This is a genomic window from Marinobacter mangrovi, from assembly GCF_016798325.1.
Taxonomy (GTDB): domain Bacteria; phylum Pseudomonadota; class Gammaproteobacteria; order Pseudomonadales; family Oleiphilaceae; genus Marinobacter_A; species Marinobacter_A mangrovi.
Genome location: NZ_JAERVO010000003.1, coordinates 603,698 through 629,147, shown reverse-complemented (window position 1 = coordinate 629,147; position 25,450 = coordinate 603,698). Strand labels below are relative to the sequence as shown.

Sequence of the window (25,450 nt, the reverse complement as noted above, 5' to 3'; positions counted from 1 at the left end):
ATGGTCGGCCACTACACCGAACAGGAAATCCGCATCGCCAGGGCCACCCGGGAACGGCTGGCTCAGACCGGTCAGGGCAGCAGCGCTGGATCAACCGATGAACTGGGGCGCGAAGCCGTAGTTCCAGATCAGGACCGAACCGATGCGGGTGGTGACCAGGATCACGAGGGCAACCGTCAGCACCGCGCCGGCGTAGACGATGGCCCGCTCCTTGGGAATCCCCATCACGATCGGTAACCCGTCGAATAACAGGTAACCGGAATAGGCCGCTGCGGCCAGGAACACCAGGGCGTTGAACCAGGGCACCGGATAGAGCAGCGCAAATCCGGCCAGGAACATCGGTGTCGCCGCGTAAGCCGCCAGCGCCATGCCATTGGACTTGTCGTCCTCACTCTTGGCGCCGTAGGTGGTGGCCATCCAGTCAATCATCCAGCCCAGCGCAAACACCCCCACCAGCATCGCGACATAGGTCAGTACGCTGAGTTGGACGGCACTGATATTGGAGAGCTTGATCAGGCGTTCATTGCCCACGGTCCAGCCAAACATGGCCGTGGAGATGTAAGCGCAGATCGGCCCGATCGCGGCCAGGACCAGCACGTAAGCCCAGAGCACATGCCAGGGTGTTTCGTGTTCCCGGCGGATTTCAGCCCATTCGCTGTCGGGATGGGTGAACAGACCGAAAGCATGTTTGAGAAGCATAGCCCTCTCCTCGTTCTTGTTCGACGGCAGCCGGAACGGTCTTCAGTGTCCCTCAACACAGCATAGATCAAACCCGGAAAACCGGTTAATGATTATACAATCGGGCCTTCGGGCTGACCTTCCTCATCCTGGCCTTTGACGCCGATAGACGACCGGTCTAGTGTCCGTGGACGGGCATTCATCGCCACGCGACCAAGGAGTTCCTATGAAAAGCGAAGCACTGGAATACACGATCGATGGCCAGCGCTACATCGGCCACATCGCCTATGACGAGAGTCAGAGCGGCCCGCGCCCGGGCATCCTCCTGGTTCATGAATGGTGGGGACTGAACGACTTTGTCCGCGAACAGGCGGAAAAACTCGCGCAGGAAGGCTATACCGCCTTCGCCGTTGATATGTATGGAGAAGCCCGGCAGGCCGAAACGCCGGACGAGGCGAAGAGCCTGATGCTGGCGGTCAAGGACACCCCGGGTGAACTCGAGAAACGTTACCGGGCCGCCCTGGCGGTGCTGCAAGCCCACGACAGCGTGGATCCGGAGCGGATCGCCTCCCAGGGCTATTGCTTCGGCGGTGCGGTATCGCTGAACATGGCCCGCCTGGGACTGGACCTGAAAGGCGTCGTCAGCTTCCACGGCAACCTGGGCACCGAAATCGCCATAAAGCCGGGCGACATCAAGGGCCATCTGCAGGTCTATACCGGCGGCGCCGATGCCATGATTCCACCGTCCCAAGTGGCGGCGTTCGTCGAGGAAATGCAGGAAGCGGGCGTGCGCTTCGACCTGATCAATTACCCAGGCGCCCAACACGGCTTCACCAATCCGGGGGCCACCGCCAAGGGGCAGAAGTTCGGCTTCCCGGTGGGCTACGACGCCGATGCGGCGCAGGATGCCTGGGAAGGCTCCCTTGCCTTCTACCGTCGACTGTTCGGTTAAACGGCCAAACGGCGCGGGCTCCGGCTAACCGGAGCCCATTGCTATCAGCTTCGGGGATCGGTATCCGCCACCATGGGCCGCTCCCGGTTGCGGTCACGGAACGACAGCAGACTCTCCACCCCGGTGAAATCCACCACATCCCGGAACTCCAGCCAGTCCACCAGGCTGTACAGACACATGGCCGGATATTGCCAGGCTTCGAACTCGCCAGCGTCAATCATGGCCGCCAGGGTCCGCATGGACATCATGATGCGCTCGCGCTGCAGGTTGTAGAACATCAGATCCTGTTCCACATCGATGCCGGACTTCATGGACAGCACCAGTGTGACCGCCGAATCGTTGATCGCGTCGATCAGGGTCAGCTGGTTTTCCTGCTCCCAACTCAGCGGCGTATCCCCCCGTTTTCCGGCGATGTAGCGGGAAATCACGCGGGAGTCGAACACGTCCTGATCACCGTCGATCAGCACGGGAATTTTCAGCGCCGGGTTGTTGCGTCGCAGTTCGTCCCGACCTTCGCCATAGATGTCCAGGTTAACGAATTCGTAGTCGGTGTCACCGAGCAACAGGCGCGTGCGGCGTACGTAGGGCGAGGTGGTCGAACCGATCAATTTCATAACGTCGTTCCATATGATGGCCAGTGAATGTTGGCAGGGTGCCAGGGTTCAAGTGTAACGCACCTGCTCGGCTTTCTTCTCAGGCAGCGGCAGACGGCTTTCAATCCGGTCCCGGGTCTCGTCCATCAGCTCTTCCAGAGAAAGATCTTCAGTGGGAATGGGCGGATGAATCACCACTTCGATCTCACCCGGCGTGAACGCCCCGGTGCCTTTAGGCAACCGATCGTGACTGCCGCGGATGGTGATCGGCAGGATCGGCAGCTGGCCGTCCTTGGCAATCACGAATCCGCCCTTCTTGAATGGCAGCAGCTGGCCATCCCAGCTGCGGGTCCCTTCCGGAAACAGCAGCACGCCGGTGCCGTCCGGCAGCTGCGCCACCGCCTCGCGAATGCTTTGCATGGCATCGCTGCCTTTGGCCCGGTCGATAAACAGGTTGCGGGAGGCTTCCAGCGCCAGACCGAATAGCGGCACCTTGCGCAGCTCCTTCTTGATGACCCAGCGATACTGGATGCCCAGGGCCAGCACCAGTGCCGGCGGGTCCAGATAGGACGCGTGATTGCTGAGAATCACGTAGCGCCGACCGGCTTCGATGTGCTCGCGACCGGTCACCTTCAGGCGCATGCCCGTCATCTTCAGGAGGATCCAGGCGTAGACCTGGGTACCGTGGAACGCCATATCACCGCGCCGGCCCAACAACGCCGCAACGACGATGGGCAGGAACAGGAGCAGCGTCAGGGCAATACCCCAGAATATGATCCAGACTGATTTCAGGGCTTTCATGGAATCGACTACGGTCCTTGGTCTGCTGAAACGGTGCCATGCTTCATCCTACCTTCACGGCCCTGTCACGGATCACAGGCAGCCTGAAGCAGCAACCCACCCTTCTGATGGTAAAAGGATCTTACTATGAAACCAGTACGACATTGGCAGTGGCTGCTGTCACTGGCCATTCTCTTCAACGTCCTGGGCAGTGCCGACCTGCAGGCGGGCAACTGGCGGGATCATGATCGCGACGACCGTTCCGGCCGGGGCCACCCCGGACATCATCCACACCACGGCAACGACAACATCCAGTTAGGACCTCGCCCCTATTTCCTGGTCAACGACATGGACGACGGGCCTCTCAAACGTCGGCTTCAAGCCTGCTCAAACAAGCCGGTGAAGCGGACGGCGTTTTCCATCGGCCACCGCGGCGCCCCGCTGCAGTTTCCCGAGCATACTCGCGAATCCTACATCGCCGCGGCCCGCATGGGTGCCGGCATTGTTGAGTGCGATGTGGCCTTCACCAAGGATCGCCAACTGGTGTGCCGCCATGCCCAGAACGATCTGGCGACCACCACCAACATCGTCACCCTTCCCGAACTGAATGCGAAATGCACCCAGCCGTTTGTACCGGCCGATCCCGCCAGCGGTACCCCGGCCTCGGCCGAATGCCGCACCAGCGATATTACGCTCGCCGAGTTCAAACAGCTCAAGGGCAAGATGGACGGCTACAACCCGCAAGCCACCACCCCCGAAGCATTCGTCGAGGGCACGCCGGGCTGGCGCACCGATCTCTATGCCACGGAAGGCACGCTGATGACCCATCGCGAGAGTATCGCGCTGTTCAAATCACTGGGGGTCAAGTTTACTCCGGAGCTCAAGGCCCCGGTGGAGGACATGCCGTTCGAGGGCGACTACACCCAGGAGGATTACGCCCGGCAGATGATTCAGGATTACCGCGATGCCGGCATCGATCCACGCGATGTCTGGCCGCAATCGTTCCAGCTTGAGGACATCCTGTTCTGGATTCAGGAAACGCCGGCGTTCGGCCAACAGGCCGTCTTCCTCGACCAGCGTCCCAACGAGCCGGACGTCACGTCCCTCGCCTACCTGCAGTCTCTGAAAAGTCTGGGGGTTAACATTGTGGCGCCGCCGATCTGGAAGCTGATCGATCTGGACCCGTATGGTGAGATTGTGCCCTCGGACTACGCCCGCCACGCAAAAGCCGCCGGTCTGGACATGATCGCCTGGAGCATGGAGCGCAGTGGCCCGCTGGCCGACGGCGGCGGCTGGTATTACCAGTCGGTGAATGACGCCATCAACAACGACGGTGATATGTACACCGTGCTGGACGTGCTGGCGCGGGATGTCGGTGTCATGGCTATCTTTTCGGACTGGCCCGCTACCGTCACCTACTACGCCAACTGCATGAAACTTTAAGCTCTCGCCGGGTCGCTCGCTATTCGGCGAAGCGGCCCGGCCGGAAGGCATCCAGATCCAGCGACGGTGTTTCCCCGTCAATCACCTGCGCGATCAGATCGGCGCTGCCGGCGGACAGGGTCCAGCCGAAGGTGCCGTGACCGGTGTTGAGATAGAGGTTGTCGCGGGTGCCGTGGCCGATGGCCGGCGGGCCGTCCGGCGTCATGGGCCGAAAGCCGGTCCAGGTGCTGGCCCGGTCCATATCGGCCGCCCCCGGAAAGCGGGACGCCACCGACGCCTTGATGGTATCGAGCCGCGATTCGTGAATCCGCCGGTTAAAATCCGCCAGCTCGACAAAGCCGGTCGCGCGCAGCCGGTCTCCCAGGCGCGTGGACACCACCTTGTAGTTGTCGTCATGGACCGTGGAACGCGGCGCCCGCTCGCGGTCGATCAGTGGCGCTGTCAACGAGTAGCCCTTCACCGGGTAGACCGGCAGGTGCAGTCCCAGCGGCCGCAGCAGTTCCGGCGAGGCACAGCCCGCCGACATGACCACCGCGTCCATTTCGATACGCTCCACAACCCCACCGGCATCCGACACTTCGACCGCATGGACACACCGGTCGTCGGCCACCAGGCGCCGCACCGACGTGTTGAACCGGAAAGCCACACCGCGCTTCTCACAGGCCTCGGCCAGTGCCCGTGAAAACAGGTGGCAGTCGCCGGTGCCGTCGGTGGTGTATTGCAGCGCACCGAATAGCGGACCGGGACCGCGCATGCCGGGCTCGACGTCACGGACCTGGTCGGGGGTCAGCAGAGCGTGCTCAATGCCCAGTTCAGCCAGCAGGGCGGCGGTATCCGCGTAGTCGGTCATGGCCGCCGGCGAACTGGCCAGGTGCAACAGGCCGGCATGATCCCCATCGAACGACAGGTCCACCGCCTCTTCCAGCGCCTGGAAGCAGGTTCGGCTGTGAATACCCAGGCGCAGCATGGCCCGCTTGTTCAGGCCGAAGACGCCCGGTGCATAAGCAAATCGCAGGGTATCCAGCAGGAAGCGGAGGGTCTTCAGGGAAGGCGGCATGCTCATTTTCAGCGGACCCTGGCGATCCAGCAGCCACGGCAGCGCCTTGCGCACCATGGCCGCCGACGCCCAGGGATACACCACGCCATAGGAGCGCTGGCCGGCATTGCCCTTACTGGTTTCCTGGCCGGCGCCCTCAAGACGCTCGATCACCGTAACCTGATGTCCCCGCTGCTGCAGGGCCCAGGCCGTCGTGACTCCAACAACCCCTGCCCCGATAACCACAATGTGCATAACTGCCTCCTTGACGTCCTGTCCTATCACAGTGATTGGAGCGGCATCCGTCAACCGGGTCGGGATGGGTATTTTCCGAAGACGAGCTGCGGGAAGCGAACACTCGGGCACAAAAAAAGGCAGCCCGGAGGCTGCCCTTTCTCGATTGTCCGGCGCGTCTGGTGACCCGCCGTAACGCTCGTGCTAATACGGCTTAGAGCGGAGTCACGTTCTCAGCCTGCGGACCTTTCTGGCCCTGAGTTACAGTGAACTCGACCTGCTGGCCTTCAGCCAGGGTCTTGAAGCCTGAACCCTGGATGGCGCTGTAGTGAACGAAAACGTCCGGGCCGCTTTCACGAGTGATGAAGCCGAAGCCCTTGGTTTCATTGAAGAACTTAACGGTACCGGTCTCTGTAGACATAACTCTGTTCCTGTCTGTATTCAATATTCAATAAGTGCCTGGAAAACGGGTGTCTATACACTCACTCTCCAAAGCGGTATTCGGAAACGCAATTCGCATAATCAAAAACAGGACGATGCACTACTTAACTACAGAGGGATACGTCTTATTTATGAAACGCTTTGCTATAACTTTCCTACCGGGTCACTGTACCGCTGATCCTGAAGTTTGCCAACAGATATTTACGTTGTAGGTATAACTACGTTAGTCGCATGCCTGAGCGGTCGCGCCAACGCCGCTGCAGCAGGGACTTCACGCGGGGTCACCGTTGCACGGACGGCGCTTTTTCATTAACTTAAGGTCACAGGAGATGGCATTCCTCCATCGGTCGGCGCGGGATACGCTCTCGTCGCCGCCCAAAACCGCTGCATCCGCCCCCTTTCACTTTGCGATGTCGCTGATGATGCCTGTAAACCGCTGTCCGCTTTAGGAGCCTGTGATCCACTCCTGGGGTACGGTTCGATACAGGTATGTCTATTCATCACGTCCCGTTTACTGTGGACGCCCCGCCGGCCGGGCGCGTTCCCACGACATACCTCGCGCACCACCTCGCTCGCTCCCTTGCGTCAGCAATCCCGGTATAACGCAACCAAAGTGAGGCCTGTCTTCATGTGGATGTCGGTCATTGCCATCAGCGCGGGGGCTGCCTGCGGCGCACTCCTGCGATGGTTTCTCGGTTTACAGCTCAACGCCCTGTTCCCAACCGTGCCGCTGGGCACCCTGGTCGCCAACCTGCTGGGCGGCTACCTGATCGGCCTGTCGATCATGATCTTCTCGCAAGCCGTGACCCTGTCTCCGGAGTGGCGCCTGTTCGTCATCACCGGCTTCATGGGCGCGCTCACAACCTTCTCCACATTTTCCGCGGAAATGGTGACACTGTTGCAGGGCGGACGTTTCATGTGGGCGCTGGGCGGCATTGCCATGCACGTGGGCGGCTCGCTGCTGATGACGCTGGCCGGTATGGGCACGTTCCTCTTCATTCGCTGGATCACTGCGGGGTGAGCAACATGGAAAAAGGCTACGAAATCATCTTCATCACACCGGAGAACCGCCGCCACAACAACAAGCGGGTCTGCGAACTGATCACCGACATGGCCAAACAGCGGGGCATCGCCCGGATGACCAAGCGGGTCGACCGTGAGGGACTCGGCGCTGGCGGCCATCTGCATTCGGCGCACTTCTTCGAGTTGGCCGATCAGCCGGTGGAAATCATGTTCGTGGTGGACACGGCGACCGGCGACCAGTTGATCGAGGACGTCAAACAGGCAGGCATTCACGTTTTCTGCATTCGCAAGGAAGTGGAATACGGGGAGCTGGGCTGAGATTTCCGGCGATTCCGTCGCCGTAACGAAAAAGCCCCGCCGGATTGGGCGGGGCTGAAGGGATCGGATCAGGCCGCGTCGTGGCGGACGATGGAGTCCTTCTGCTGCGCAAAGGCATCGAAGGCGAAATCGTCGACCGTGAGCATTTCCAGCACGCGGGCTTCGTAATCACGCATGAATTCCGCGTCCTCCTGGCTCAGGATGTCCGCCTTCAGGGCTGCCTCGAAACGGTCTTCCGGGTGCAACGCTTCCTTCGGCAGCTCGCCCTTGGCGTAAGCCTTGTTCACGGCGCGATAGAGCTTCTCGGCGCGCTCGTATTCGACCAGCAGATCGTTGTACTGCGCCACCGGGTTGTCCACACCGCCCTCGACGTGGGTGGTCCAGGCCGGACGCAGTAGCTTCTCACGCAGCGGCGTCGCCAGGGTAATGGACTTGGCCAGGGCCCGTGACACGTCGTCATGCGGCATATCCCAGCGCCGACCCAGTGGCAGTGTCAACGCCCGCAGTGCCCAGGCCACCGGCCGATTGGGCAGGTTCTGGAGCAGTTCCTCCAGGGCGGTCTCGGTGCGGTGCAACAACAGACCCAGGCTGTACTGGACCAGCTCCTTCTCGCCCTCCACCGGCTGGGTTTCGTTCCAGTTCTTCAGCACCATGGAAGCCAGGTACAGATTGGCCAGCATGTCCCCCAGGCGGGCGGAAATCAGCTCGCGCATCTTGAGCTGTGAACCCAGCGTGGTCATGGCGGCATCGGCACACAGGCCAAAGGCGGCACTGAAACGCGAGACGGCCTGGGCGTAGCGCCGGGTGACGGCATCGAACGGCACATCCGGATGGCCCAGCCCCAGACCCTGGGTGAAGGCCCGCGCCGCATTGCCGAAGATCAGCCCGGCGTGGCCGAAGAAGGCGCGGTCGAACGCGTCGACATCGTCGTTGTCCTTGGCCGCCAGCTCTTCCAGCACGTACGGATGGCAGCGGATAGCGCCCTGACCAAAGATCATCAGGCTGCGGGTCATGATGTTGGCGCCTTCCACGGTGATGGAGACCGCCGCACCGCTGTAGCCGATACCCAGGTAGTTACGCGGCCCCAAGGTGACCGTCTTGCCGCCATGGACGTCCATGGCATCGGTCAGGCATTGGCGCTGCATTTCGGTCAGGTGGTACTTGAGGATGGCTGACGGAACGGCCGGCTTCTCGCCTTTATCCACCATATTGGCCGTCTGGTAGACCGACGACTGGGCGATGTAGGTCAGGCCGGCGATCCGCGCCAATGGGCCCTGCACGCCTTCCATTTCCGCCACCGGCGTATTGAACTGACGGCGTACGCGGGTGAAGCCACCAGCGGTGCCCACGGCCGCAGCCGCAGCGCCCGCCGCACCGGACGGCAGCGTGATACAGCGGCCCACGGAAAGACACTCGACCAGCATGCGCCAGCCTTCACCGGCCATATCCGGTCCACCGATGATGTAATCCAGCGGGATAAAGACGTCCTTACCCTTGATCGGCCCGTTCATGAACGGGGAGCCAATCGGGCAATGGCGGCGACCAATCTCCATGCCCTTGGTTTCACGGGGCACCAGGGCGCAGGTAATGCCCAGGTCTTCCTGGTCGCCCAGCAGGTTATCCGGGTCGAACATGCGGAACGCCAGACCGACGACCGTGGCGATCGGCGCCAGGGTGATCCAGCGCTTCTCGAAATTCAGGCGCAGGCCGATGACTTCCTTGCCCTCGAATTCGCCCTTGCAGACGATGCCGGTGTCCGGCAGCGAGGTGGCATCGGAACCGGCCCGCGGCCCCGTCAGACCGAAGCAGGGAATGTCACGGCCGTCCGCCAGACGCGGCAGGTAGTGGTTTTTCTGCTCTTCGGTACCGTACTTCAGCAGCAACTCGCCGGGGCCGAGGGAGTTGGGCACGCCGACGGATACCATCAGCGACTCGTTGGACGCCAGACGCTGCAGCACCGCCGACTGCGCCTTGGCGGAGAATTCCAGGCCGCCGTATTCCTTGGGAATGATCATCCCGAAGAACCCTTCCTTCTTCAGGTAATCCCACACTTCCTGCGGCAGGTCGGCCCGCTCGACGGCCACGTCCCAGGCGTTGCAGAGGCTGATGGCGTGTACGCACTGGTTATCGATAAACGCCTGCTCTTCGTCAGTCAGGCCGTTGTTGCGGTCGATCAGCAGCTTCTGCCAGTCCGGCCGACCGGTGAACAGCTCACCGTCCCAGCCGACGCTGCCCGCTTCCAGGGCCACCTTCTCGGTGTCGGACACCTTGGGCGCCACTTTCTTGAACATGGCGAAAATACGCGGGGTCAGCCAGGCACTGCGGAAACCGGGCAGACCACAGGCGGCAGTGATCACGGCACCGGCGAACAGCACCAGCGCCAGCCAGCCGGAGGCGAAAATCAGCGACACCAGGCCGAACCCGGCCATCACGCCAATCGCCGACTTGGCACCGGACTCCTTGCGTAATACCAGAAGCAATCCGGCGAGGGACAACAGGACTAGAATCAAAGTCGTCATAGGCGGTCTCAGTCTTCCATGTTATTGAAATGACTGGGCTGCAATACGGGCAGCCCATGGCAATCCACTCAATGCTACGTTTAACCTACCGCAATGGATGGCTCCCGACCAGTGACTGAGTCGCCATCTGTCAATGCGCCTTTCGGCGAATCCCCGATGGCGTGATCCAGGCACCGTTCCGACCTCTTACGACGACACGATCACCCGCAGACCGCTCAATGACATGCGCGCCTTGTCGATGGCCGCCTCGCCGGCTGCCAGCTGCGCTTCGAAGAACTGGATCTCCTCGTCGCGGATCGCCGGATTGATCGGTTGCAGCGCCCGCAAGCGGTCGACTTCCGGGGTGATCAGGTCACGCAGCCGCTGCAGCGCCGAGGCCTGCGCCTCACCCAGCCGCTCGGCAGCAAAGCCTTCGGCGTGGTCGATCATGGTCTCCACCTCGGCCCGCACCTGCGGCACCACCGCCTGGGCCGTGCGCCGGCGAATGTTGGAACAGAGTTCGTTGAGCCGGTCATGGGGTAGCGCGCTGGACAGGTCCTTGCCATTCACGTCCACCAGCAGGCGCAGCGGCGCCAGCGGCAGGCAACGGGACAGCTGCAGGCTGTCCGGCGCCGGGCAATGCAGGGTGAACAGGGTCTCCAACAGCAGCGTACCCGGCGGCAGTCCTTTCACCGACAGGCTCGCCAACGCCGCGTTCCCCAACTCCGAATCGGTCATCAGCTCCATCACGCCGGCCACCATGGGGTGCTCCCAGCTCAGGAACGCCAGGTCTTCCCGCTCCAGGGCCTGCTGACGGTCGAAGGTCACGGTGATACCGTCTTTCGGCAATCCCGGGAAGTGGCCGGTCAGCATATGGTCGGACGGCTTGAGCACGTCCGATGTCTCGGTGTGGTCCTCGGTCTCGACGCCGAAGATATCGAAGGCCTCGGTCATGTAATCCACCAGGCCGGACGCCTGCTCTTCGGTCTCGATCGCTTCGATCAGCGTCTGGGCCGCTTCCGGGCGGCAGGAATTCATCTCGATCAGGGCGTCCCGACCGGCCTGCAGGCGCTCACGCAAGGCCTCAGCCTGCTCGCGGGTCGCATCGATCAAGGCCTGCCGATCGGCTTCCGGATTGTCCAGCGCAGCGTCCAGTTGCGCCTGTACTTCGGCTTTCACGGCCACGCCCACGGCGGTGTTGCGACTCAGGGCATCGAGGCCGTCGTGATACCAGTGGAACAGCGTTTCCTGAGACGTGCCTTCCAGGTAGGGCACATGAATGTCGATCACATCGCCCTGCCCAATCCGATCCAGGCGACCAATACGCTGCTCCAGCAGATCCGGGTTGGCCGGCAGGTCGAACAACACCAGGTGATGGGCAAACTGGAAGTTGCGGCCTTCGCTGCCGATCTCGGAGCAGATCAGCGCCTGGGCGCCCTGTTCCGTCTCGGTGAAGTAGGCGGCGGCACGGTCCCGCTCCACTAGGCTCAGGCCTTCGTGGAAGGCGGCACTGCGAATGCCGGCGCGCAGTTGCAGGTGATGCTCCAGCGCGGTAGCGGTCTCGGCGTTGGCACAAATCACCACCACCTTGGCCGGACGCAGGCTGGTCAGCGTTTTTTCCAGCCAGTTCACCCGGGGATCATCCGCCAGCCAGGTCTCTTCCACCAGCCCGGCTTCCGGCGCCATCCCGTCTTCACCAGCGCGGCGCTCGGCATACAGCTCCGGGCAGGGTAACGGCGCCGGATGCACGCGACGCTCCGGAAAGCCCTGGATGGCTGAGCGGGTGTTGCGGAACAGTACGCGGCCGGTGCCGTGGCGGTCCAGCAAGGTGTTGATCAGGGCCTCGCCGCTGTCGTCTTTAGCCAACAACCCGTCGAGCTCGTCACCCAGCCAGTTGGCGAGCTGCGCCCGTTGCTGCGCATCCGGCTGGCCGCCACGGGCCTGGAGATCCCGCACCAGGGCATTGATATCCGCGTAGCGCGCTTCCTCTTGCTCGAAGGCCCCCAGGTCGGGATAGCGGGCCGGGTCCAGCAGCCGCAAGCGGGCAAAGTGGCCGGCCAGGCCCATCTGCTCCGGTGTCGCCGTCAGCAACAGGAGACCACGGATCTCGGCTGCCAGTTTTTCCACCGCCTGGTATTCCGGGCTGGCCGCTTCCGGCGACCAGGCCAGGTGATGGGCCTCGTCCACCACCATCAGATCCCATCCGGCTCGCAGGGCGTCCCGCTGAGCTTTCTCGCTGCCGGCCAGGAAGTCCAGACTGCACAGGACCAGCTGAGATTGTTCGAAGGGGTTTTCACCGTCCCCATCGTCGTCCTCGTCCGAGTCCTCTCCCAGCATCGCCAGGATCTTGTCGGCCGCGTCGTCCAGCTCGTAGTGGGAACCATCGACGATGGAAAACGACAGGTTAAAACGGCGCAGCATTTCCACCAGCCACTGATGGATCAGCGAGTCCGGCACCACAATGAGCACGCGGCGGGCCAGGCCGGTCTGGAGCTGGGAATGCAGGATCAGGCCCGCCTCGATGGTCTTGCCCAGACCCACTTCGTCCGCCAGCAGCACCCGCGGCGCGTAACGCCGTGCCACTTCGCCGGCAATATAGATCTGGTGCGGCAGGTGGCTGGTGCGCGCGCCGATCAGGCCCCGGGCCGGTGACTGGCGCAGGCGCTCCTGGTGCTCGACCGTGGCCATACGCAGCCGGAAGGCCCCGTTACGATCGAAGCGACCGGCGAACAGGCGCTGGCGCGGGTCGGTAAAACGCACATGGCTCCCCAGCTTGACCTCGGAGATCTGTTGGAGCTCACCCTCAGCATCATCGGCGTGATACATGAGGACGCCGTCGATGTCCTCCACCGCCCGCACGGTGAGCGATTCGCCGTCGAACGTCTCGATGGTGTCGCCCAGCTGATAGCTGACCCGGGCCAACGGCGCGTTATCGGTGGCGTAGGTCCGCTCCTCGTCCACCGCGGGGAACCCGAGGGTCACCCGACGGCCGGAGATATCCGTGACGATACCCAGACCGAGGGAGGCGTCGCTGTGACTGACCCACCGCTGACCAATGACAAATTCCATGCTTTGATTCACCTTGCAGAACTGATTTGAACGGAAAAAGGGGAGCCCGGGCGCGGGTTCAGGCCTGGCCTGAACGCTCGCGAACCCAGTAGGCCGTCGCGCCGCAGACCGCGGCGGGCACGACAAAGAGGTTGAGCACCGGGACCATGGCGGCCAGCGCCACCGGCAAACCGAAGCCCATGGCCGACAGGCGCTTGGCCGCCAGCATGCGACGCAGGTTGCCAAAGCTGACCCGGTGGTTATCGGCCGGATAATCGACATACTGCAGCGCCATCATCCAGCTGTTGAACAGGAACCAGAGGACCGCCGATACCAGGTTCACGACAGGCACCAGCCCCAGGACCAGCAACAGGATCGCCCTGGGCAGGTAGTAGAGGATCTTCTGGACTTCGCGCCAGAGTGCCCGTGGAATGTCCTTGATGATCTGCGCCCAGCCACCGTCGACGGCCACTTCCTGGCCAGTGAGTTCCTTTTCGGTCAACTCGGCGAGATAGCCGTAGAACGGGGAACCGATCAGGTTGGCAACGATCACAAAGCCGTAGGCCATCATCAGCAGGATGACCACGCCATAGAGCAGCCAGAACAGCCAGTCGAGGGACTGCAGCCAGTTCCAGTCGGGCAGCCAGCCCATCGCCATGGCAATCAGGGCACTGAAGCCGTGGGCCATGAAATAGAACAGGGCAGCGAACAGGATGATGTTGAGGACGATCGGAATGATCACGAACAACCGGAGGCCGGGCCGGCGGATCAGCCGGAATCCCTCTCCCAGGCAGCCCAGGCCTTGAAAGAAATTGCCCTTAAGCATGTCAGTCTCCTCCGGTTTCCTGGCGCAGTTCCGGCCGGAAGCCCCTGACGAATGCAGGGCCCCCTGGCGGAATTCGGGCGCAGAGCATACCATGACCGGCTCATTGACCATACCCGCCACAACCCCGGGAGCATCGATCCACACCATGACCGACCTGCTTCGCTCGCTGATCCATCAAACCCGCCTGTGGCGCGCTGCCCTGTTCGTGTCGATGGCCGTCATCCTTTGGCTGGCGACGGCGAAACTGGACCATCCGATCGAGGTCTCCAGCTGGGACAAGATCAACCACCTGGTGGCCTTCATCGAGGTCACCCTGCTCACCCGCCTGGGCTGGCCGCAGATGAAAGCCCTGCACGTCGCCGTGGCCATGCTGGGTTTTGGGGTGCTCATCGAGATTGTCCAGTTCCCCCTGCCTTACCGGGAAACGTCGCTGCTGGATGTCTTTGCCGACAGCCTGGGTATCGCTGCCGGTCTCATCCTCTGGCGCTTTACCGGCGCCCGCCTTTCGACTACCTCGTAGGAAACCATCCAGGATCTGTGTAGGAAATATCGCACACCCACGTAAGAAATGGCGATTTTGTGCTGTGGGAGTGGTACAACAGCGCCAACCTTAAATTTGCATCTTAATGTTATTTAAGGGTATTCAAATTCCATGACGCAACCGTCACATTTCTAATGGAACACCGTCACACGAAAATCATATTCAGATTGATATAGTTCAATTGTCAGGAAGACAGGGAAAGGACGATACACGGAGAAGTTCCTCACAGGACTGTGAGGGGAAGCAGGGAACAAACGGACTTCACGCTTAAGGGACTCTATTTACTGGATCGCTGGCTCGGACGCCGGCGCCACGGAGTTGGCCAGGGACTTCAAAACGCGACAGGGTGTCTACGCGCGCAGGGATGCGAATACCCGTTCCGACGAAGGGCAACATTTGTTGCCCTTTTTTTATGCCAGTACCGTCGCCCCAAAGCCGACGCCTACCTATCCGCCTGATAGATACGCACGCGGTTGAACTCCTCGAACTCGTGCAGGTCCGGCCAGGTGCGGGCCTCATGCACCACCTGCAGGACGTAGTGATCGTCCCCCAGATCCTTCACCCGGGAATCCGCCAGCAGAACCCGCGGCGCGGCCTCGCGAAACGCCGACAGCAACGGTCGGTTCTCCGGGTCGTACAGCACATCTGCCGCGGTGACCACGTCGAACCCACCCCCGCGCCGATGCCAGTCGTCACACAAGTCCACCTGCACGCCGTTGGCTTCGGCATTGGCCGTCACCGCGGCCAAGGCATCGCCGTCGATGTCGCAGGCCACCACCTGGCGGGCCCCCGCCCTGGCTGCAGCGATGGCCACGATGCCCGATCCCGACCCGAAATCGATCACCCGCCGGCCAGCGACCGATTCCGGATGATCCAGGATGTATTGCGCCAGCACCTGGCCACTGGCCCAGCAGAAGGACCAGTAGGCCGGCTCGGCCACCACGGCCTGGGCTTCATCGTGACTGAGCGGACCTTCCAGCACTGCGGGATCGAACAGGTACAGGTCGATGGCCGGACAACCGGCAGGGGCCGTGAGCGCCACGCGCCCCCGACTCAGGGTGCGGCGCATGCGCGTGTTGAGGTGGTCATGGGTCTGGAGCATGCCGCATTCTAACCGGCTGATACGGGGCCGGCCATCCGTTATACTGCGGCCACCACTTCCAGACTGCTGAAATAATGTCCAGACCCGACACTCAGGATTACCTCGACCTCTTCCTCAACGACACGCCGCTGATGGATGTCCGAGCCCCGGTGGAGTTCAGCAAGGGCTCCTTTCCCAGCGCCATCAATGCGCCCCTGATGAACGACGACGAGCGGCACCGGGTGGGCATCCGCTACAAGGAGGCCGGTCAGCAGTCCGCGATCGAACTGGGCCATCAACTGGTGCAGGGCGACATCAAGCAGCAGCGGATCGAGTCCTGGATCCGGTTCACCCAGCAGCATCCGGACGGCTATCTGTTCTGCTTCCGTGGCGGTCTGCGTTCGCAGCTGACCCAGCGCTGGATCCACGACGCCGGTGTCGACTTCCCGCTGGTCAAGGGCGGTTACAAGGCCCTCCGGCGTTTTTTGATCGACGCCCAGGAGGCCCTGTTGCCGGATCTGCCGATCTTCATCATCAGCGGTCGGACCGGGACCGGCAAGACCCGGGTCCTGCTGGACACCCCCAATCCGGTCGACCTGGAAGGCATGGCCCATCACCGGGGTTCCAGCTTCGGCCGGACATTGACGCCGCAGCCCAGCCAGATCGACTTTGAAAACCGCGTGGCGATCGCCCTGCTCAAGGCAAAACACCGGTTTGGCGGCCCCGTCTTTCTGGAAGACGAAAGTCGGCTGGTAGGCCGGTGCGCCCTGCCCCACAATCTGCGCGACCGCATGGCCGAAGCACCGCTGCTGATTCTGGAGAACACACTCGAAGAGCGGATCGACATCATCCGCCAGGACTACGTCACCGACATGCTCGCCGCCTTTATCGAGCGCGATGGCGAGGAGGCCGGCTGGCTGAATTTCCGCGACTACCTGCTCAGCGCCCTGGACCGGATCCGCAAACGCCTCGGTGGCCAACGCCACCAGGCACTGAGGGACGTGATGGTTCAGGCCCTGGACGAGCAGCAGCGTAGCGGCGACGTCAGCCGTCACGCCGAGTGGATTCAGGTGCTGCTGCAGGACTATTACGATCCCATGTACGACTATCAACTGAGCCAGAAAGCCGGACGCATCGCGGCCCGGGGCAGCCCTGACGAGCTTCGCGAGTGGGCGGCCAACGCTTCAGGCTGACACCCCGCCGGGCACACAACGAATCCAATAACGATCGGCGACGTACAGTCTCCGTTGAGAGACTGGCCGATAACGACCTGATCCCGCGGTGTATTTGACTCGGGATTTTCTGCTATAAAAAACCAGTAAACCTCAAGTACGCGGGGCCGCGGTGCCACCTATCCGGCGTTCCAGCAATCCAAACCGGAATTAAAGACAGCAACAAGGAGTTCTCATGGAAAACCTCTTCTCCGGCGACGGACAGGTCGCTGAACTGGCCAAGATGGCCTACGGCATGGTGATGGCGTACGCGCCGAAGGTCATTCTGGCGATCGTCACGCTGATCATCGGCCTCTGGCTGATCAATCGCTTTATCAGTGTCCTGGACAAGAAGCTGGGGGCCAAGGATCCGACACTCAACAAATTCCTGTGCGGCCTGATCGGCGCCGTCCTGAAGATCCTGCTGTTCATCTCTGTGGCCTCGATGGTCGGCATTGCCACCACCTCGTTCGTGGCCATCATGGGTGCCGCCGGCCTGGCGGTGGGTCTGGCCCTGCAGGGCAGCCTCGCCAACTTTGCCGGCGGCGTGCTGATCCTGATCTTCAAGCCGTTCAAGGTTGGTGATGTCATCGAAGCCCAGGGCTTCTTCGGCAGTGTTGTTGAAATCCAGATTCTCTACACCATCATCAACACCTTCGACAATCGCCGCATCGTCATTCCCAATGGCCAGCTGTCCAACGCCAGCCTGACCAACGTCAACGCCTACGAGAAGCGGCGGGCCGACATGGTCTTTGGCATTGGCTACGGCGACGACATCGACAAGGCCAAGGCCATCCTCAAGCGCCTGGTCGAGGAAGACGAGCGCTCCCACGCCGATCCCGCCCCAAACATCTTTGTGGGCTCTTTGGGTGAAAGCTCTGTCGATATCAATGTTCGCGTCTGGACCGACACTCCGAACGTCTGGCCGTTGATCTGGGACATGCAGGAAAAGGTCAAGAAAGCCTTCGACGCCGAAGGGGTCACCATCCCTTTCCCGCAGCGCGACGTTCATTTGTATGAAACCAAGGGGGAATAACCTCCGCCCCGGAGCCCGGCGCCCGCCGGGCTCCATCCATCCCGCCAGATCAGCCGTCCGTCACATTCCCCACACCCGCGCCTCGCGTTCTCCGACCGCTGAACTATGCTTGCCAGTGAAACAGGTGGCCTTTGTCCGCATGGCGGCGCAGGGGTTCGTGCTGTCATTGCTGGTTGGAGGTTGTCTCGATGCCGGTTCAGCAATTGAAGGAATTTCTCGACGCCAAGGCAGTGCCCTACGACTGCCTCTCCCACCCTCCGGCTTTCACCGCCCAGGAGTTGGCGCATCATGCGCACGTGTGCGGTGATGAGGTCGTCAAGACGGTCATCGTCGAACTCGACGGCAAGATGGCCATGCTCGTCATGCCGGCCACCTGGCGCGTCCGCTGGGATCGGCTCTCCTACGTACTCGATACGGACTTCGTCCAACTCGCCGACGAGGACGAGTTCAAGGACCGGTTCGCCCACTGCGAGGTGGGCGCCATGCCGCCGTTCGGCAATCTCTACGGCATGTCGGTCTACTGCAGCGAGGCGCTGACCAGCCAGGCTCATCTGGTGTTCGCCGCCGGCAGTCATACCGAGTCGATTCGCATGGCGACCAGCGACTTCCTGCGACTGTCCAATCCCATGGTGATCAACCAGGGATTCCGGCGTCCGGATTCGCCACGGCCGGCCTGGCTGCGCAAAGTGTCCTAGCACAGGCGGTCCGTCGGGGTTTGCGGTGGTTTCGAACGGGCTCTAATATGAGGCCATTCGAATCAGGAAGCGGACATGACGCAAACTTTCGACGTGATCATCGTCGGCGCCGGCATGGTCGGCGCCGCACTCGCCAATGGACTGGGCCGGGCCGGGCTCACGGTTGCCCTGCTCGACCGCCAGGAACCCGCCGCCTTTGATCCGGCCCGCGAGCCGGACCTGCGGGTTTCAGCCATCAGTGCCGGCAGCGAAGCCTATCTGGAGCGGCTCGGCGTCTGGTCTCGCATCCGCAGCATGCGGGCGGTGCCCTACCGGCGTCTGTCGGTGTGGGATGCGGCGTCTCATCCCCTGAGTCGCCTGCTGCCCAGTGGTATCGCGCGGACCACGTTTGAAGCGGTTCCCTTGGGCCGTGACCACCTCGGCCACATCGTCGAGAACCGCATCACCCAACGGGCGCTGTGGGATCAGGCCGGCGAGTGCGCGCGCGTCGAGCGGATGACTACGGACAACATCGTCTCAGCCGTATCGGACGACGCACAGGTGACGGTCACCCTGGACGATGGCCGTATCCTGCACGCCGAATTACTGGTGGGCGCCGACGGTGCCCAGTCCCGCGTCCGCCAACTGGCCGGCATTGGCACCACCCGCGACCAGTACGCCCAGCAGGCGCTGGTGGCCAGCGTGCGTTACACCGGCCCCCAACAGGACATCACCTGGCAGGCATTCCACCCCAGTGGCCCACGCGCCTTCCTGCCCCTGCACAGCGATGGAGAGCACAGCTGGGCCTCCCTCGTCTGGTACGACGATCCGGCCCGGCTGGCGGCCCTCAAGCAGCTTCCGGACAGGGATTTCCTGGCCGCCGTTACCGGTGCGTTCCCGGCCGACCTGCCGCCGCTGACAGCCGTCGCCGGACGCGCCAGCTTCCCCCTGGCCCGTCAGCACGCCAAACGCTATTCCGCGGATCGGATCGCGCTGGTGGGGGATGCCGCCCACACCATCAATCCGTTGGCCGGCCAGGGCGTCAATCTCGGCTTCCAGGACGCGGAAGTGCTGCAGCAAGAACTGGTGGAAGCCCGTCGTGCCGGCCTCCCGATCGCCACACCGGCCCTGCTTGCGCGCTATGAACGCCGACGGCGTCCGGCCAACCGGCGCATGATGCTGGCGATGGACCTGTTCTACCATGCCTTCAGCAATCGTCTCCCGCCGGTTCATCTGGCGCGCAACCTGGGGCTGGCGCTGGCCAATCACCTGCCCTTCGCCAAACACCAGGTCGCCCGCTACGCCATGGGAATCGACGACACCCTGCCGCCATTCCTGCAGCAACTGGTTGACCAGGCGCCGCGGCCCGCCTTTCTGAAATAGCACGGACAACACCGACAAAGGAGCCATCATGGCGGAAACCATCTTCGACAAGATCATCAATCGCGAGATTCCGGCCGACATCGTCTATGAAGACGACCAGAGCCTGGCGTTCAAGGACATCAACCCGCAGGCTCCGGTGCACCTGCTGATCATTCCCAAGGTCCGGATCGCCACCATCAACGACCTCAAGGACGATCAGGAAACGCTGATCGGCCATCTGTTCACGGTCGCGCGCGACCTGGCCAGGGAGATGGGGTTTGACGAAAGCGGTTACCGGGTGGTGATGAACTGCGGCGAGCAGGCCGGCCAGACCGTGTTCCATCTCCATCTTCACCTGCTGGCCGGAAAACCGCTGGGCTGGCCGCCCTACACGGAACGTATGAAGCAGGCCTGACGTTTGCGCAGGCGCAGCGGGCCGGCTCCCGACCCGCTGCACACTATTTGATCCCGTAGCGTTCCAGAACCTCGGCCTCGGTCAGCTTCGGCGTCTGGTTGGCAAAGTCGTAGTAGCCCGGCTTGCTGTCGATGAAGATCTGGTTGCCCATCGCGAAGTCCGTTCCCGTCTCGAAAAAGCCGGCCGTCATGGCGTATTGGCCCGAGCCTTTGAACTTGTAGAACAGGTGCGTGCCGCAGCGGTTGCAGAAGCCCCGCTCCGCCCAGTCCGAGGAGGTGTAGACGGTCACGCTGTCGAGTCCGGTGATCTGGACGTCCTGACCGCAGTGCACGGCCAGCAGCGGCCCGCCACCCCAACGGCGGCACATGCCGCAGTGACAGACCTCGACCCGGTCACGTCGCGGCGCTGTTATGCTGACAGCGCCGCACAGACACTGCCCCTTCATGATCTGTGTGTGCTCCATGCTCACTCTCCCGATGATTCGCCTGCTGGTATGGAATCACTATAGCGCGGGCGCCGCGTTGGCGATGCCGAATGGAATGTGCACCATCGGAATCGCGCCGCCGGCGGATGACAGGTGACTTTTCTGGTCGTCGAAGAACATATGCGGGCGCAATACTGCGAGAATGCGCTCCTTGGTCATACCACCCAGGAAGAAGGTTTCGTTAGCGTTCACGCCCCAGTGCTCCAGCGTGGTGACCACCCGTTCGTGCGCCGGGGCATTGCGGGCGGTGACAATCGCCATCCGCAGGATCCGGCGGTAGTCGGCGTTTTGGTCCACCGCCTTGTCCTCCAGCGCCTGCAGCAACGACAGCTTGCGGAACAGGTCCGCCAAGGGCCCCGGGTTCAGCGGCACGTCGGCCTGATCCTGCTCGTGCCGGTGAAAATCCGCCAGTTCGCCCTCTTTGTAAATCCGCTCCGAGGCGTCGTCGGCAATGACGCCGTCGAAGTCGAACGCGATACGCAGCTCCCCGTCGCTGTCATCGTCCACTACCGCCGAAGGCAGCACCAGGCCTGCCGGATAGCCTGCCTCGACCGCATGCCGGATATCCCCCTGGTTGGCGGACAGAAACAGGGAAGCGTTGAATGCCGGAATGTAGGGGTACGGCGACTTGCCCTCCAGAAAGGCGGCCCGGGTAATATCCAGGCCGTGGTGGCGGATCGAACGAAACACCCGTTTACCGGTGATCGCCGAATTACGGGACAGCAGGATGACCTCCACCGGCCGCTCTTCGGCAAAATGCCGGTTGATGCTCAGGAAACGTCGTACAAAGGGAAACGCCACGCCCTTGCCCAGCGGAACGTCCAGCTGACGCTCCTGGTAGTGGCGATAGGCGTTGGGCCCCTCCTCGCGAAAGACGGCGTCGGATTCGCTCAAATCAAAGAGCGCGCTGGACGCCACCGCAATCACCAGTTTCTGTTCGATTGGAAACGGCATGCCTACCTCGGCTCATTCTGTCTCTTCGGCAGGATAGCCGAACGGTGACCTTCAGACCCAACGATGGATCCTGTTGAAGCGCCTCGTAATTTTTGAACATGTATCAAGTCAGTAACAAAAAAGATCGGCGTTTTTTAGAAATAAGACCTCTTTAAGCGACTCCCTGACTTTATTTTTAAGGTCTTTGTATGTAATTTTACTAACACTTTTGCAAATACGCCTCAGGGCTACACCCCTAAAAAATTGCAAAAGGATGAGGAGCCGCAAGCGGGAGTGGCTCGCAGAACCCACGTCCTCCGGGAAGAAGGACAACCCGCGTTGCGCTCCATGTCTGACTAACAACAACACCAGGACAAAGATCATGAGCGATAACAACAAGTTTCCTCTGCTCCGTCGCCATCAACTGGCTGCCGCCGTCGCGGCCGTGATGGTTTCAACCTCTGCCGCAGCTGTCGATTTCCACGGCTACTTCCGTTCCGGTATCGGTGACACCGTTGGCGGTGGTGACCAGGCCTGTTTCAAGGCTGCCGGCGCCGGCGCCAAATACCGTCTCGGTAACGAGTGCGAAACCTACGCTGAAATCCAGATGGGTGATGAAGTCTACAAGGAAGGCGACACCAGCTTTTACGTGGACTCCATGATTGCCTACGTCACCAACCAGGAAAACGACGGTGAATTCAGCTCCGATGGCAACGCCAATGTGGGCGTAAGGCAGTTCAACGTTCAGGGTAAAAACGTCATTAAATCCCTGCCGGGCTCCACACTCTGGATCGGTAAGCGCTATTACCAGCGTCATGACGTGCACATCAACGACTTCTACTACTGGGATGTTTCCGGTCCGGGTGTGGGCCTGGAAGACATCGACGTCGGTACCGGTAAGCTGCATCTGGCCTGGACCCGGTCAACCAACAACACCGTCGACACGGACATTACCGACGATGAGGACGTGACCAACGACATCATCGACATTCGCTGGACCGATCTGCCGGTTAACCCGGGCGGCACGCTGGAAGTCGGTTTCGACTATGGCAACGCTAACCTGACCGACGAACAAAAGGATGCAGACATTACGGCCGACAAGAGCGGCTATCTGGTCACCGCCGAGCACAAGCAATCCGACTTCCTGGGCGGCTACAACAAGTTCACCCTGCAGTACGCCACCGACTCCATGATCAACGGCACCGGTAAGAGCAACAGCCTCAACGACGGCAAGATGTTCCGGGTCATCGATCAGGGTGTGATTCCCGTCGGTACCGAAAACCTGCAGATGTTCTATGTGGGCATCTACCAGGACAACGACTTTGAAGACGACTCAGGCGGCCAGTGGATGTCAGCCGGTTTCCGGCCGACCTATTACTGGAATGACCTGATGAGCACGGCGGTTGAACTGGGTCTCGACAAAGTGAAGCCGGATGCCGACGGCGAAGACGACTACGACCTGCAGAAAGTGACCCTGTCCCAGCAGTGGGAACCAGGCCGCACCTTCTTCGCACGTCCCCAGCTGCGCCTGTTCGCGACTTACGCGCATTGGAGCGACAACTACAATGCCGCTGTCGTGGCCAACGGCCCCGACCAGGATGCCGTCGATATCGACGATACGGATGGCGTGACCTTCGGCGCCCAGGCTGAAGTGTGGTGGTAAACCTCCGCTAACTCTCCTTGTTGCGTCTTTTGGCGTGGGCAGCTTCGGCTGACCCACGCCTTTTTGATTCAATCGGTCTACGCGGCTTCCACGGCGGCGACACCCCTTTCACGCCACACGCGGTACAACCCCTGCGTCTATTTGCGGAAATCCGTGGGCTGCTCCAGCTCAAGCACCGCCTCTCCCAGTTCGTCCACCTTTTTCTGGAACAGGGCCTGGGCGTCATAGAGCCCTCGATTGTAGAAGTAGGCACCCACTTCCTCGGCGAAGAAATCGATCAGGAACTCCGCATCGAACTGGCCAATGTCCTGGTCCAGTTCTTCCCTGAAATAGAGCTTTACCTTCTGCACCTGTTGCTTTTCTTCCGTGGTAAATCGGATCTTTTCCATGATCGACTCCGCGAGACATTACACCGGACGCCGGGCCAGCAGGGCCCAGATTCCGGCTGCTGACAATAACGATCCGCCCGTGCAGTTAAACCAGCGGCGCGAGCGGGACGAGGTCATCAGGCGTCGGGCGGACGAGGCAAACAGAGCGTAGAACGCGGCATTGAGGGCACCCAGACCCACAAACGTCGCTGCCAGCAGCCAAAGCTGGCCGTGACCCTCCGGCCCGGGTGTGACGAACTGCGGCAGAAACGCCAGGAAAAAGACGATGCCCTTCGGGTTCAGTGCCGTGACCACATAGGTGTTTGCAAACAGCCGCCAGCGGGATTGAGCAGCCACGGTGTCCGGCAGGTTCAGCGGCGACACGCCCGCCCGGAACAGCCGAAAGCCGAGATACAACAAATACAGGCCGCCGGCCAACTTGATAACGGTAAACCAGAAGGCCGAGGTGGCCAGCAAGGCGCCGAGTCCGATAATGGACGCCGCAACCGCCGTCGTATCGCCCAGGGCGACGGCAGCCACCAGCGGCATCGTCGCCGAGCGGCCATGGCTCACCGCGTAGCTGATCACCGCGAGGATGGTCGGCCCCGGGATCACCAGCAGAATGGTGGACGCGACCACAAAGGCAAACCAGGTTTCCAGCGACACGGGCACCTCCAGGGGATCCGCTGCACGTCAGGGGAATACCGGAAACTTACCACCCTCAATCGCCCGGGCGTACCCCTTTCAGCGACTTTGAGCCTGAACCGATCAGGAAGCCGTGCCGGGCACGTAGGCCTGGATCAGGATGGAAATCCCCACCAGCAGTGGCAGAACGGTGTAGGCCAGGAAATGCAGGATGTAGCCGTTCCGCTTGCCCAGCTTCTGCTGCAGGATTTGCAATTTGAGGAATTTCTCCGGCGCAAAATGGCGACCCACCAGCGAGACCAGTCCCACCGCAATTGCAAACAGTCCGAATAAGAGGCCTATGTCCACCGCTGATACTCCCGTTAAAACCTGTCTGGATATGGAGCGGAGAGCTTACTAGAAGATGGCCGCGGAAGGCAGACCTGACGATCCCGTATCCGGAGAGCACCACGATTATGGCATTGTCAGGTGCGCTTCAGTACCAGCATGTCCGTGGCACCTTTCTGGAAACGATAGGGCACCGGTTCACGCGTGACCTCCAGCCCCGCCTCCATCAGCGCCTCCGTTGCCGGTTGCAGATGCCGCGAAAGGTTGCCGTCCAGGTCAACCAGCGGGAACACCCGCACCTCGTTAGCGACCCGACACAGCTCCTGTAGCCCGGCAATATGACCGGCGGTGTCCACATGGTCACTGTAGAGAAACAGGTAATGCGAGCAAAGCGCCAATTCAAAGCGGCGATCAGCAAAGGGCAACGCTGGCAATGAGGCCGCGACGTATCGGCTGAGGGCGCCTGGGCCGGCGTAATCGGTCAGAAAATCGGCCATGGCCGCCTGCCGGGTGCGCCCCAGCGCTGCGACATCCGGTATCGTGCTCCAGAGATAGCGATCCGCCTCCTGGGTCATCTTGGCCAGGATGTCGGGGTACACGGCATCGATACGACGTCGGATGTCATCCGCCGTAAACTGGTAAACCGGGTCGCAGGAAACCACCTGACCACCCTGCTTCGACAGGGTCGCATTGAAGCTGGCCGGGCCATCGCCACAACCCAGGATGCGCCGTCCCAGATCCGCCGGTGACAAGGCAAACATAGCCCGGTACTCGTCAAACGAACGCCCCCAGGGCACCACCTGATCCAACTGCATAATGACGTATCCCTGTCTTCTCACT

The 25,450-nt window shown here is 61.7% G+C and carries 26 protein-coding genes and 1 riboswitch; of the genes, 11 read left to right on the top strand and 15 right to left on the bottom strand.

Going from position 1 to position 25,450, the window contains the following annotated elements:
• Positions 1-90 precede the first annotated feature (90 nt).
• Positions 91-699: a Yip1 family protein gene (locus tag JL474_RS12540; protein ID WP_123635136.1), complete on the bottom strand. Its 609-nt coding sequence runs from the start codon at positions 697-699 to the stop codon at positions 91-93.
• 205 nt (positions 700-904) lie between these two features.
• Here JL474_RS12540 and JL474_RS12535 point away from each other — a divergent pair, with 205 nt between their 5' ends.
• Positions 905-1,630: a dienelactone hydrolase family protein gene (locus JL474_RS12535; protein WP_203142311.1), complete on the top strand. Its 726-nt coding sequence runs from the start codon at positions 905-907 to the stop codon at positions 1,628-1,630.
• A gap of 44 nt (positions 1,631-1,674) precedes the next feature.
• Here JL474_RS12535 and JL474_RS12530 read toward each other — a convergent pair whose 3' ends face one another.
• Both JL474_RS12530 and JL474_RS12525 read right to left on the bottom strand, forming a co-directional pair.
• Positions 1,675-2,244: a glutathione S-transferase family protein gene (locus JL474_RS12530; RefSeq protein WP_203142310.1), complete on the bottom strand. Its 570-nt coding sequence runs from the start codon at positions 2,242-2,244 to the stop codon at positions 1,675-1,677.
• 48 nt (positions 2,245-2,292) lie between these two features.
• Positions 2,293-3,024, bottom strand: a complete 732-nt coding sequence (locus JL474_RS12525; RefSeq protein WP_123635133.1) for a lysophospholipid acyltransferase family protein — start codon at positions 3,022-3,024, stop codon at positions 2,293-2,295.
• A 126-nt stretch (positions 3,025-3,150) separates the two neighbouring features.
• Between JL474_RS12525 and JL474_RS12520 the strand changes: the two genes are divergently transcribed.
• Entirely contained in the window at positions 3,151-4,446 is a 1,296-nt protein-coding gene (locus JL474_RS12520) for a glycerophosphodiester phosphodiesterase family protein (protein ID WP_203142309.1), read from the top strand.
• Positions 4,447-4,465: 19 nt separating this feature from the next.
• Here the strand turns inward: JL474_RS12520 and JL474_RS12515 are convergent, their stop codons facing one another.
• Positions 4,466-5,737 carry a D-amino acid dehydrogenase gene (locus JL474_RS12515; protein ID WP_203142308.1) on the bottom strand — a complete coding sequence of 424 codons (1,272 nt, stop codon included), beginning with the start codon at positions 5,735-5,737 and terminating at the stop codon, positions 4,466-4,468.
• A 193-nt stretch (positions 5,738-5,930) separates the two neighbouring features.
• Positions 5,931-6,137, bottom strand: a complete 207-nt coding sequence (locus JL474_RS12510) for a cold-shock protein (RefSeq protein WP_123634704.1) — start codon at positions 6,135-6,137, stop codon at positions 5,931-5,933.
• A gap of 336 nt (positions 6,138-6,473) precedes the next feature.
• Positions 6,474-6,593, top strand: a riboswitch (Fluoride riboswitch).
• Positions 6,594-6,785: 192 nt separating this feature from the next.
• On the opposite strand from JL474_RS12510, the gene crcB reads away from it, so the two are divergent.
• Positions 6,786-7,178: a fluoride efflux transporter CrcB gene (crcB, locus tag JL474_RS12505; protein ID WP_123634703.1), complete on the top strand. Its 393-nt coding sequence runs from the start codon at positions 6,786-6,788 to the stop codon at positions 7,176-7,178.
• Between the two features lie 5 nt (positions 7,179-7,183).
• A complete protein-coding gene (locus JL474_RS12500; protein ID WP_123634702.1) occupies positions 7,184-7,498 on the top strand; it encodes a DUF190 domain-containing protein in 315 nt (104 codons plus the stop codon).
• A 68-nt stretch (positions 7,499-7,566) separates the two neighbouring features.
• Here the strand turns inward: JL474_RS12500 and JL474_RS12495 are convergent, their stop codons facing one another.
• From JL474_RS12495 to cysZ, 3 genes are all read right to left on the bottom strand, one after another.
• A complete protein-coding gene (locus tag JL474_RS12495) occupies positions 7,567-10,017 on the bottom strand; it encodes an acyl-CoA dehydrogenase (RefSeq protein WP_203142307.1) in 2,451 nt (816 codons plus the stop codon).
• Positions 10,018-10,203: 186 nt separating this feature from the next.
• Positions 10,204-13,065, bottom strand: coding sequence for an RNA polymerase-associated protein RapA (gene rapA / locus JL474_RS12490; protein ID WP_203142306.1), 2,862 nt, complete (start codon positions 13,063-13,065; stop codon positions 10,204-10,206).
• Between the two features lie 58 nt (positions 13,066-13,123).
• Entirely contained in the window at positions 13,124-13,870 is a 747-nt protein-coding gene (cysZ, locus tag JL474_RS12485; RefSeq protein ID WP_203142305.1) for a sulfate transporter CysZ, read from the bottom strand.
• Positions 13,871-13,961: 91 nt separating this feature from the next.
• Between cysZ and JL474_RS12480 the strand changes: the two genes are divergently transcribed.
• Positions 13,962-14,390 carry a VanZ family protein gene (locus JL474_RS12480; protein WP_236012211.1) on the top strand — a complete coding sequence of 143 codons (429 nt, stop codon included), beginning with the start codon at positions 13,962-13,964 and terminating at the stop codon, positions 14,388-14,390.
• Positions 14,391-14,853: 463 nt separating this feature from the next.
• On the opposite strand, the gene JL474_RS12475 is transcribed toward JL474_RS12480, so the two are convergent.
• Entirely contained in the window at positions 14,854-15,513 is a 660-nt protein-coding gene (locus JL474_RS12475; protein ID WP_203142304.1) for a class I SAM-dependent methyltransferase, read from the bottom strand.
• Between the two features lie 71 nt (positions 15,514-15,584).
• Between JL474_RS12475 and mnmH the strand changes: the two genes are divergently transcribed.
• The 5 genes from mnmH (at position 15,585) to JL474_RS12450 (ending at position 20,190) form a co-directional block, all read left to right on the top strand.
• On the top strand, positions 15,585-16,685 hold the full coding sequence (gene mnmH, locus JL474_RS12470; protein ID WP_203142402.1) for a tRNA 2-selenouridine(34) synthase MnmH: 1,101 nt from the start codon (positions 15,585-15,587) through the stop codon (positions 16,683-16,685).
• 214 nt (positions 16,686-16,899) lie between these two features.
• Positions 16,900-17,739, top strand: a complete 840-nt coding sequence (locus JL474_RS12465; protein ID WP_203142303.1) for a mechanosensitive ion channel family protein — start codon at positions 16,900-16,902, stop codon at positions 17,737-17,739.
• Positions 17,740-17,927: 188 nt separating this feature from the next.
• Positions 17,928-18,434: an aminoacyl-tRNA deacylase gene (locus JL474_RS12460; RefSeq protein ID WP_123634694.1), complete on the top strand. Its 507-nt coding sequence runs from the start codon at positions 17,928-17,930 to the stop codon at positions 18,432-18,434.
• 75 nt (positions 18,435-18,509) lie between these two features.
• The gene (locus JL474_RS12455) at positions 18,510-19,796 is read left to right on the top strand and encodes an FAD-dependent monooxygenase (RefSeq protein WP_203142302.1); all 1,287 of its coding nucleotides are present in this window, start codon (positions 18,510-18,512) and stop codon (positions 19,794-19,796) included.
• 28 nt (positions 19,797-19,824) lie between these two features.
• Positions 19,825-20,190, top strand: coding sequence for a histidine triad nucleotide-binding protein (locus JL474_RS12450; RefSeq protein ID WP_203142301.1), 366 nt, complete (start codon positions 19,825-19,827; stop codon positions 20,188-20,190).
• 43 nt (positions 20,191-20,233) lie between these two features.
• On the opposite strand, the gene JL474_RS12445 is transcribed toward JL474_RS12450, so the two are convergent.
• On the bottom strand, positions 20,234-20,653 hold the full coding sequence (locus tag JL474_RS12445) for a GFA family protein (RefSeq protein WP_236012209.1): 420 nt from the start codon (positions 20,651-20,653) through the stop codon (positions 20,234-20,236).
• A gap of 39 nt (positions 20,654-20,692) precedes the next feature.
• On the bottom strand, positions 20,693-21,628 hold the full coding sequence (locus tag JL474_RS12440; protein WP_203142300.1) for a 5'-nucleotidase: 936 nt from the start codon (positions 21,626-21,628) through the stop codon (positions 20,693-20,695).
• A gap of 361 nt (positions 21,629-21,989) precedes the next feature.
• Here JL474_RS12440 and JL474_RS12435 point away from each other — a divergent pair, with 361 nt between their 5' ends.
• Entirely contained in the window at positions 21,990-23,270 is a 1,281-nt protein-coding gene (locus JL474_RS12435; protein ID WP_203142299.1) for a maltoporin, read from the top strand.
• A gap of 137 nt (positions 23,271-23,407) precedes the next feature.
• Here the strand turns inward: JL474_RS12435 and JL474_RS12430 are convergent, their stop codons facing one another.
• From JL474_RS12430 to JL474_RS12415, 4 genes are all read right to left on the bottom strand, one after another.
• Positions 23,408-23,659, bottom strand: a complete 252-nt coding sequence (locus tag JL474_RS12430; RefSeq protein ID WP_203142298.1) for a DUF2164 domain-containing protein — start codon at positions 23,657-23,659, stop codon at positions 23,408-23,410.
• Positions 23,660-23,677: 18 nt separating this feature from the next.
• Positions 23,678-24,304, bottom strand: coding sequence for a LysE family translocator (locus tag JL474_RS12425; protein WP_203142297.1), 627 nt, complete (start codon positions 24,302-24,304; stop codon positions 23,678-23,680).
• A 102-nt stretch (positions 24,305-24,406) separates the two neighbouring features.
• Entirely contained in the window at positions 24,407-24,631 is a 225-nt protein-coding gene (locus tag JL474_RS12420) for a hypothetical protein (protein ID WP_123634687.1), read from the bottom strand.
• A 116-nt stretch (positions 24,632-24,747) separates the two neighbouring features.
• Positions 24,748-25,425 carry an SAM-dependent methyltransferase gene (locus JL474_RS12415; RefSeq protein WP_123634686.1) on the bottom strand — a complete coding sequence of 226 codons (678 nt, stop codon included), beginning with the start codon at positions 25,423-25,425 and terminating at the stop codon, positions 24,748-24,750.
• Between the last annotated feature and the right edge of the window lie 25 nt (positions 25,426-25,450).